This window comes from Allokutzneria multivorans (genome assembly GCF_039537405.1).
Lineage (GTDB): Bacteria > Actinomycetota > Actinomycetes > Mycobacteriales > Pseudonocardiaceae > Allokutzneria > Allokutzneria multivorans.
Map to the genome: position 1 here is coordinate 127,941 of NZ_BAABAL010000013.1, position 10,350 is coordinate 138,290.

Below are 10,350 nucleotides of genomic sequence, written 5' to 3' on the forward strand. Positions count from 1 at the left end.
TGGCGTCCGCTCCTTCGGCTGCGCGGTCAGGAAATGCCGAGCTCGTCGTCGAGCAGCTCGTAGAGTTCGTCGTCGCTGGCCCCGGCGAAGTCCCGGTCGGCACCCGGTTCCTCCGGGGTCCCGCTCCACCGGGTCAGCAGCGACTGGAGGCGCATGGTGATCTTGATGCGGGTGACCTCGTCGGCCTCGGCGGAGGACAGGGCCGCGCCGAGCCGGTCGATCTCGGCGAACAGGTCCTCGCCGGAGCCGCCGGGCAGGTCCTTGAGCACCTGGCGGGCCAGTGCGCTCGGCGTCGGGTGGTCGAAGACCAGCGTGGCGGGCAGGCGCAGCCCGGTGGCGGTGGCCAACCGGTTGCGCAGCTCCACGGCGGTCAGCGAGTCGAAGCCCATGTCGTCGAAGGCCTGGTCGGGCTGGACGGAGCGGGCTGAGTCGTGGCCGAGCACGGCGGCGACCTCGGCGCGGATCACGTCGAGCACGGCCTTCTCGCGCTCCTCCTCGGCCAGCCCGGACATGCGCCGTGCCAAAGATTCCGTGCTCGCACGCGCCGCCCGGCGGGTCTTGGTCTCCACGAGCCCGCGCAGCAACGGAGCGACCGGTCCGTCCTGGAGCCGCAGCGCCGCGAGGTCCAGTCGCACCGGCACGACCACCGCGCGGTCCAGGCCCAGCGCGGCGTCGAAGAGCCGGATCCCGTCCTCGGTGGACAGCGGGAGGACTCCCCCGCGCGCCAAGCGCTTCCGGTCGGCGTTGTCCATGTCGCCGGTCATCGCGCTGGTCTGCTCCCACAGGCCCCACGGCAGCGAGGTCGTGGGCAGCCCCAGCGCGCGGCGGTGGCTCGCGAAGGCGTCCAGGAAGTGGTTCGCCGCGGCGTAGGCGGCCTGGCCCGGAGTGCCGAAGGTGCCCGCGAGCGAGGAGAACAGCACCAGCGGCACGTCCCCGGCCAGCTCGTGCAGGTTCAGCACCGCGTCCACCTTGGGACGCAGTACCGCGCTCACCCGCTCCGGGGTCAGCGAACCGAGCACGCCGTCGTCGAGCACGCCGGCGGTGTGCACGACCGCGCTGACCGGGGTCCTCGCCAGCGCATCGGCGAGGGCACCCCGGTCAGCCACGTCACAGGCCGCCCACGTCACCTCGGCACCGAGTTCCACCAGCCCGGCACTCAGTTCCGCGGCGCCCTCGGCGGCAGCACCACGACGGCTCATCAGCAGCAGGGACCGCACGCCGTGCTCGGTGACCAGGTGACGCGCGAGCAGCGCTCCCAGAGCACCGGACGCGCCGGTGAGCAGCACGGTCCCCTCGCCGAAGCCCACCTCCGCCGCGTCTTCTGCGACTGAGGCCCGCGTGAGCCTCGGTACCAGCAGCGCACCGTCGCGCACCGCCACCTGCGGTTCTTCCGTGGCCAGCACCGGGGGCACCAGTGGGTCAGCGTCCGCGTTGGAATCGAGTTCCAGCAAAACGATCCGGTCGGGGTTCTCCGACTGCGCCGACCGGAGGAGTCCCCACACCGCCGCGTGCGCCAAGTCCTCCGCGGTCCTCGTGACCACCACGAGCTTGCGCGGGTGATCAGCGGCCAGCCATTCCTGAACGTCTGCCAGCGCCGCGTTGACGACCTCGTGCACGTGCGCGGCGTCATCGCTCCGCGCAGCGGGGATCACGATGACGTCGGCCTCTGCGTCCACAGGGGCCGGCTGAGCGATCGGGGTCCACGTGACCTCGAACAGCGAGTCCTCCGAGCGCTGGCGGAGCTGAGCCTGCGAAACGGCTCGCAGCGTCAGCGACTCCACCGATGCGACCGGAGCGCCCGTGTCATCAGCGATGGCGAGCGAAACCGCGTCGCCGCCCGTCGAGGACAGCTTCACGCGCAGCGCGGAGGCTCCGGTGGCGTGCGAGGCGACGCGAGCCCACACGAAGGGCAGCAACGGCCCATCGGTGTCCTGCACCAGACCGCCCACGCCGAGCGCGTGCAGTGCCGAGTCCAACAGCGCCGGGTGCACGCCGTAGGACTCCGCGTCAGCGTCCTCGCTCAGCGCCAGCTCGGCATAGACGCCGTCGCTGCCGCGCCACGCCGCGCGCAGGCCCTGGAAAAGCGGCCCGTAGCTCAGCCCGATGTCGGCCAGGCGGTCGTAGAAGCCGTCAAGATCGATCCGCTCGGCGTTCATCGGCGGCCAGTCGGTGAGGTCGGCGGTGAGATCGGCGGTGCCCTGGGCGGTCCCGTTCGACACAGCGCCGGTGGCGTGCCTGGTCCACGGGCCCTCGTCGCCGTCGACGCGCGAGTGCACCGACAGCGCGCGCCGGCCGGACTCGTCCTCGGGACCGACCCAGACCTGCACGGCCACGCCCGCGTCCTCGGGCATGATCAGCGGCGCTTCGAGGGTCAGTTCCTCCACCAGGCCGCAGCCGACCTGGTCAGCGGCGGTCGTGGCCAGCTCGACGAATCCGGTACCGGGTACCAGGACGGCACCGAAGACCGCGTGCTCGGCCAGCCACGGGTGCGTGCGCAGCGACAACCGCCCGGTCAGCAGGCGACCACCGGAGTCCGGCAGGTCCACCGCCGCGCCCAGCATCGGGTGCCCGGCAGTACCCAGTCCCGCCGCGCGCACGTCCCCGGCCTGGGCCTGGGACTCCAGCCAGTAGCGCTCGTGCTGGAAGGCGTAGGTCGGCAGGTCGACCACGTTCCCGGCGGGTAGGACCGAGTTCCAGTCCACCGAGGCGCCGTGCGCGAAGACCTGCGCCACGGCCTTGAGGACTTGGCGGCGGCTGCCTTCGTTGCGGCGAAGAGTGGACGCCGCGACGGCGGTGGCTCCACGGTCCTCGATGGTGTCCTGAACGCTGCCCATGAGCACCGGGTGCGGGCTGACCTCGATGAACAGGTCGTGGCCGTCGGCGATCGCGGCCTCGATGGCGTTGTGGAACAGCACGGGCTCGCGGAGGTTGGCGTACCAGTACTCCGGCCCCAGCTCGGTGGTCTCGATCTGCTGCCCGGTGACCGCCGAGTAGAAGCGCGCCGTGCCCTGGAGGGGGTCGACCTCGGTGAAGCTGTGCCGCCCGGCTTCCTCGATGCGGTCGATGTGCGGGGAGTGCGGCGCGTAGTCCACCGCCACCTTCCGCGCCTGGACGCCGTTCTCGGCGCAGTGCGCGAGCAGTTCGACAAGCGCGTCGTTGTCCCCGGCGACCCCCACGCTGGAGGGGCCGTTGACGACAGCGACGCAGATCTTGTCAGACCACGGCGCGATCAGCTCTTCGCCCGCGCCCGCGGAGAGCGGGAGCGACACGATGCCGCCGATGCCGGTGATCGCGGTGACTGCCTTGCTGCGCAAAGCAACCACGCGTGCGGCGTCTTCGAGCGAGAGCGCACCGGAGACCGCCGCCGCAGCGATCTCGCCCTGCGAATGGCCGATCACCGCAGCGGGCTCGACACCGAAAGACCGCCACAGCTCGGCCAGCGACACCATCACCGCCCACAGCACCGGCTGGATCACGTCGATGCGCTCCAGGAGGTCCCCGGCGTCCCCACGCAGGACCTCCGTCAGCGACCAGTCCACAAACGGCTCCAGCGCTCGCCCGCACTCCTCGATGCGCTCGCGGAACACCGGCTCGGAGTCCAGCAGCGCGACGGCCATACCGACCCATTGCGAACCCTGCCCCGGGAACACGAAGACGATCTTCCGACTGGAGGCCGCCGTGCCGGTGACCACGTCAGCCGTCGCGGTGCCGTCCGCGAAGGCCGCGAAGGCGCGGCGCAGCTCGTCGGCGTCGGCACCGACGATCGCCGCGCGGTGCTCGAACGCGACCCGGCTCGTGGCGAGCGACACCGCGATGTCCGACGCAGTGGCGTCCACAGTAGACAGGCTTCGCGCCTGGGACCGAACCGCCGCGTCGGACTTGCCCGAGACGACCCAGACGACGTCCTGGTCCGGCGCGGTCTCGACCTCGGCCGGGGCCTCCGGGGCTTGCTCGATGATCACGTGCGCGTTCGTGCCAGACACCCCGAACGAGGAGATGCCCGCCCGGCGCGGCCGGTCGAACTGCCACTCGACGGCCTCGGTCAGCAGCTCGACCGCTCCGGCCGTCCAGTCCACGTGCGAGGACGGCTCGTCCACGTGCAGCGTCTTGGGCAGCACGCCGTTGCGCATCGCCATGACCATTTTGATCACACCGCCGACACCGGCGGCGGCCTGCGAGTGCCCGATGTTGGACTTCAGCGAACCGAGCCACAGTGGACGGTCGCGATCCTGACCGTAGGTCGCGAGAACCGCCTGCGCTTCAATGGGGTCGCCGAGCCTGGTGCCCGTGCCGTGCGCTTCGACAGCGTCCACATCGGACGGTGCGAGCCCGGCACTGGCCAGTGCCTGGCGGATCACGCGCTGCTGCGAAGGACCGTTCGGCGCGGTCAAACCGTTCGAGGCGCCGTCCTGGTTCACCGCCGAACCGCGTACCACGGCGAGGATGTTGTGGCCGTTGCGCTGCGCGTCGGACAGGCGCTCCACGAGGATCATGCCCACGCCCTCGGACCAGCCCGTGCCGTCGGCCGCCTCCGCGAACGCCTTGCACCGGCCGTCGGTGGAAAGCCCGCGCTGGCGGCTGAACTCGACGAACACCGCCGGGCTGGCCATCACCGTGACACCGCCCGCCAACGCCATGTCGCACTCGCCGTTGCGCAGCGCCTGAACGGCGAGGTGCAGCGTCACCAGCGACGACGAGCACGCGGTGTCCACGGTGACCGCAGGGCCTTCGAGCCCGAAGGAATAGGCGATGCGACCAGAGGCCACACTGCCGGAGCTGCCAGTGGTCAGCAGGCCCTCGATGCCCGGGGGCAGCTCGTGCAAGCCCTGCGCGTAGTCGTGGTACATGAGGCCGGTGAACACGCCGGTCTGGCTGCCGCGCAGCGAGTTCGGGTTGATGCCCGCGCGCTCGAAGGCCTCCCACGAGGTCTCCAGCAACAGGCGCTGCTGCGGGTCCATCGCCAGGGCTTCACGCGGAGAGATGCCGAAGAAACCGGCGTCGAAGTCAGCCGCCTCGTGCAGGAAACCGCCGTCGCGGACGTAGGACTTGCCCGAGCGCTCCGGGTCGGGGTCGTAGAGGTTGTCCACGTCCCAACCGCGATCGCTCGGGAACCGCGAGATCGCGTCACTACCGGAGAACACCAGCTGCCACAGGTCCTCCGGCGACCGCACTCCACCCGGGTAGCGGCAGGCCATGCCCACGATCGCGATCGGCTCGTCCGTCGCGCGAGCGGTGGTGACTCGCGCGGTCGCCGGGGCGGCCCCAACGAGTTCCTCGCCGATGTGGCGAGCGAGCGCAGAGGGCGTCGGGTGGTCGAAAACCAACGTCGCCGGGAGCCGCAGACCCGTCGCGGCAGTCAGCCGGTTGCGCAGCTCCACAGCGGTCAGCGAGTCGAACCCGAGGTCCTGGAAAGCTTGGTGCGCCTCGATCCCCTGCGGCGAGGCGTGCCCGAGCACCGAGGCCACCTCGGCACGCAGGAGGTCCAGCACGGCCTGCTCACGCTCAGCCGGAGCGAGCCCGGCCAGGCGCTCGACGAGCGAGCCAGCGGCCTGAGCCACCCGCCGCGTCGCACTGCGGACGAGCCCGCGCAGGACGGCCGGAACATCACCGCTGAGCGCGGAGGTGTTGAGCCGGACTGGAACCAGCACCGCGTCGTCGAGCCCCAGAGCGGCGTCGAAGAGCCGCATTCCGTCCTCAGTGGACAGTGGAAGCACGCCACCGCGAGCCATGCGGGCCTTGTCCGCGTCGCCGAGGGCTTCGGCCGACTCCCACAGACCCCAGGCGAGCGAGGTCGCGGGCAGACCGAGTCCCACGCGGTACTCCGCGAAGGCGTCCTCGAAAGCGTTGGCAGCGCTGTAGTTCGCCTGGCCGGGATTGCCGAAGATCCCCGCGACGGAGGAGAAGATCACGAACGCGGCGAGGTCACCGGCCAGCTCGTGCAGGTTGAGCACGCCGTCGACCTTGGGCTTCAGAACGGCCTCCAGCCGCTCCGGCGTCAGCGCTTCGAGCAGGCAGTCGTCCAGCAGGCCGGCGGTGTGCACGACCGAGTCGACCGGCGTCGCGGCGAGAACCTCGGCCAGTGCCTCGCGGTCAGCCACGTCGCAGGCCGCCCACGTCACGTTCGCGCCCCACGCCGTCAGGTCCGCGTCCAGCTCCACCGCGCCGGGAGCGTCCGCGCCCCTGCGGCTGATCAGCAGCAGCTCGCGGACACCGCGCTCGGTGACCAGGTGTCGCGCGACGAGCCCGCCCAGCGCACCCGACGCACCGGTCACCAGCACGGTCCCGAGCTCACGCGCGACCTCCTCGCCCTCAGCCCTCACCGTGAGGCGCGGCGCGAAGAGCTGACCTTCGCGCACTGCGACACGCGGCTCACCGGTGGCGATCACGGCCGGCGCCAGCTTCACGGCTTCGGCGACGTCGTCGGCCTCCACCAGCACGAAGCGTCCCGGGTGCTCCGCCTGCGCCGACCGCACCAGACCCGCCGCCGCCGCGTGCGCGAGGTCGTCGGGCCGCGTGGCCAGCACGAACGTGGCACTCGACTCCTGGTCCAGCCACCACCGCACGGCCTGAAGCACGTCCGTGGCGACTTCGCGCACGCACTCCGCCGCGTCGGCCGCCGTGCCGTCCGGGCAGGCCAGAACCGCGATGTCCGCTTCGCTGTGCGCCAGGGAAGCCGTGTCGCGGAAGGACTCCACGGTTCGCAGTTCCACAGGGGACGGAGTCCCAACCGGGACCCAGTCGAGCACATGCATCTCGCGGCGCGCGCGGAGCTGTTCCGGCGAGACCGCGCGCAACGCGAGCGAGTCCACCGAGGCAACCGGCTCACCCCGGCCGTCGGCAACCAGGATCGACACCGCGTCGGTCCCGGCCGAGGTCAGGCGAACGCGCAGCGTCGAAGCTCCGGCCGCGCGCAGGCTCACGCCGGACCACGCGAACGGCAGCAGCGGCCCGTCGGAGGTGACCAGCCCGCCCGCGGCGATCGCGTGCAGCACGGAGTCGAACAGCGCCGGGTGCAACAGGAACTCGGAGCTGCCCTCGGTGGACAGTTCGACCTCGGCGAAGACCTCCTCGCCCGCGCGCCACACCGAGCGCAGCCCCTGGAACACCGGCCCGTACCCGAGGCCGAGCCCAGCGAGCTTGTCGTAGAAGCCTTCCAGGTCAACGGCTTCGCCCTGCGGCGGCCACACGGGCAGCCCCTCGGCGGCGTGGTTCGCCGCGCCGAGGAAGCCGACCGCGTGCCGAACCCACGGCAGCTCGGCCTCGCCCTCGGGCCGGGAGTGCACCGTGACCTCGCGCCGCCCGGAGCCGTCCGCCGAGCCGACCCACACCTGCACGGCAACGCCTTCGCGCTCCGGCAGCACGAGCGGCGTCTCCAGCGTCAGCTCGTCCAGGAGGTCGCAGCCGACCTCATCGCCCGCGCGCACCGCCAGCTCCACGAATGCGGTACCGGGTACCAGAACGGAGCCCAGTACCGAGTGGTCGGCGAGCCAGGGGTGGGTGCGCAGCGAGATCCGCCCGGTCAGCAGCCACTCGTCACCCCCGGCGATCGAGACCGCCGCGCCCAGGAGCGGGTGCCCGGCGGTACCCAGTCCCGCCGCACGCACATCGCCCGCGCCCGCGGACACCGGGTTGATCCAGTAGCGCTCGTGCTGGAAGGCGTAAGTCGGTAGCGCAACCCTGGCGCCGCCGGGCAGGAACGCCGCCCAGTCGACGTCGACGCCGTGCGCGTGCAGCTGCGCGAGCGCCGTGACGACCGCCTGCGGCTCCGCCCGGTCCGCGCGCAGCACCGGCACCGTCACGGCGTCGTCCAGCACGCCCTGCACGAGCGCGCTCAGCACACCACCCGGCCCGACCTCGACGAACCGCGTGACACCGCGCTCGTGCAGCGTCCGCACTCCGTCCGCGAAGCGCACCGCCTCCCGCACATGCCGAACCCAGTACTCAACGGAATAGCGTTCCACCACAGACCCGGTCAACGTCGACACAATCGGGATCTCCGGAGCGTGGAACTCAATCCCAGCAAGAGCCTCAGCGAAGTCCGCGAGCATCGGCTCCATCAGCGGCGAGTGGAAGGCATGCGACACCTTGAGCCGCGAGGTCTTCCGTCCCTCGAGCCGCGCCACAACCGCCAGCACAGCGTCCTCGGAACCAGACAGCACCACCGAGGTCGGCCCGTTGATCGCCGCGATCCCCACACCGGGAGTCAGCAGCGGCAACACCTCAGCCTCGGAGGCCTGGACCGCCACCATCGCCCCACCAGCCGGGAGCGCCTGCATCAACCGAGCCCGAGCAGAAACCAGCGCCGCCGCATCCTCCAGCGACAACACACCAGCAACATGAGCAGCCGCGATCTCACCAATCGAATGCCCAGCCACCACATCCGGCCGAACGCCCCAAGACTCCAAAAGCCGGAACAGCGCCACTTCGAGGGCGAACAGAGCAGGCTGAGCAACCCCCGTCTGATCCAGATCAGGTGACTTGACGTCCACCGTCAAGTACTTGACAGCCTCCGTCCAGGCCGAAGCGAACGCCGGATAAGCCTCGAACAACTCCGCACCCATGCCGAGGCGCTGCGAACCCTGACCGGAGAACAAGAACGCGACCTCGCCACCGAGGTCGGCCCGCCCACGCACAACATCAGCGGCAGACTCGCCAGCGGCCAAGGCGGCCAAGCCCGCACACAGAGCCTCGCGGTCAGCGCCCACGACGGCCGCACGGTGCTCCAGGGCGGCCCGCGCGGTGGCGAGCGAGAACGCGACATCAAGGGGATGCGCTTCGTCCACAGAGGACAGAAGGCGGGAAGCCTGCTCGCGGACCGCGGCCTCGGTCTTGCCGGAGAGCACCCACGGCACGACGGCCTCACCCGACGCCGCACCGGCCTCAGCACCTTGCGGGACACCCGCACCCGGTCGGCCCACGCGCGCGGAAGCAGCGTCGCACGCGTAGTCCTCCACAATCACGTGCGCGTTGGTGCCGGAGATACCAAAAGACGAGATGCCAGCCCTGCGAGCGCTCTCACGCGAAGGCCACTCCTGGTTCGCGGTCAGCAGCGACACGGCGCCCGCGTTCCAGTCCACATGAGACGTCGGCGCGTCCACGTGCAGGGTCCGCGGCAGCACACCGTTGCGCAGCGCCATGACCATCTTGATCACACCGGCCACACCGGCAGCGGCCTGCGTGTGCCCGATGTTCGACTTGATCGACCCCAACCACAACGGCTCCGAGCGCCCCTGCCCGTACGTGGCCAGAAGCGCTTGCGCCTCAATCGGATCGCCGAGACGGGTGCCGGTGCCATGGGCCTCCACGGCGTCCACATCGGACGGTTCGAGACCAGCGGCGGTCAACGCCTGGCGGATCACGCGCTGCTGCGACGGCCCGTTCGGCGCCGTCAGACCGTTCGACGCACCGTCCTGGTTGACCGCCGAACCTCGTACCACGGCAAGGACTTCGTGCCCGTTGCGCAGAGCGTCCGAGAGCCGCTCCACCAACAGCAGGCCGACGCCCTCGCCCCAACCAGTGCCGTCGGCGCCCTCAGCGAATGCCTTGCAGCGGCCGTCGGGAGCCAGGCCGCGCTGGCGGCTGAAGCCCACGAACGTGGCGGCGCCGACCATCGCGGTGACACCGCCCGCGATGGCCAGCGAGCACTCGCCGTTGCGCAGCGCCTGGGCCGCCAAGTGCAGTGCTACCAACGAAGAAGAGCACGCGGTGTCCACGGTGACCGCAGGGCCTTCGAGCCCGAACGCGTAAGCGATGCGCCCGGACGCGACGCTGCCGGAGGTGCCGGTGCCCAGGTAGCCCTCAAGGTCTTCCTCGGCGTTCTGGAGCATGCCCAGGAACTCGTGGTTCATGACCCCGGCGAAGACCCCGGTCTGGCTGCCCTTCAACGACAGCGGGTCGATGCCCGCACGCTCGAAGACCTCCCACGAGGACTCCAGCAGCAACCGCTGCTGCGGGTCCATCGCCAGGGCCTCGCGCGGGGAGATCCCGAACAGCCCGGCGTCGAAGCCCGCCAGGTCCTCCAGGAAGGCGCCGGAGCGGGAGTAGCTGGTACCACGGCGTTCCGGGTCGGGGTCGTAGAGGGCGTCGAGGTCCCAGCCGCGGTCGTCGGGGAAGGTCGACACCGCGTCGCCGCCGGAGACGAGCAGCCGCCACAGGTCCTCGGGCGAGCGCACGCCGCCGGGGTAGCGGCAGCTCATGCCGATGATCGCGATCGGTTCCCCGGCCCGCTCGGTGCACTCGCGGAGGCGGTCGCGGGTCTCCTGGAGATCGGCGGTGACCCGCTTCAGGAAGTACCGGAGCTTCTCCTCATTCGACACCAAGAACCGCCCCTCGCCGTTACGGATACCGACC

1 protein-coding gene is annotated in these 10,350 nt (G+C 71.1%); it reads right to left on the minus strand.

Annotated features, from left to right (window positions below; translation table 11 throughout):
• Positions 1 to 26 precede the first annotated feature (26 nt).
• Positions 27 to 10,316: an SDR family NAD(P)-dependent oxidoreductase gene (locus ABD798_RS18790; protein WP_344876642.1), complete on the minus strand. Its 10,290-nt coding sequence runs from the start codon at positions 10,314 to 10,316 to the stop codon at positions 27 to 29.
• Between the last annotated feature and the right edge of the window lie 34 nt (positions 10,317 to 10,350).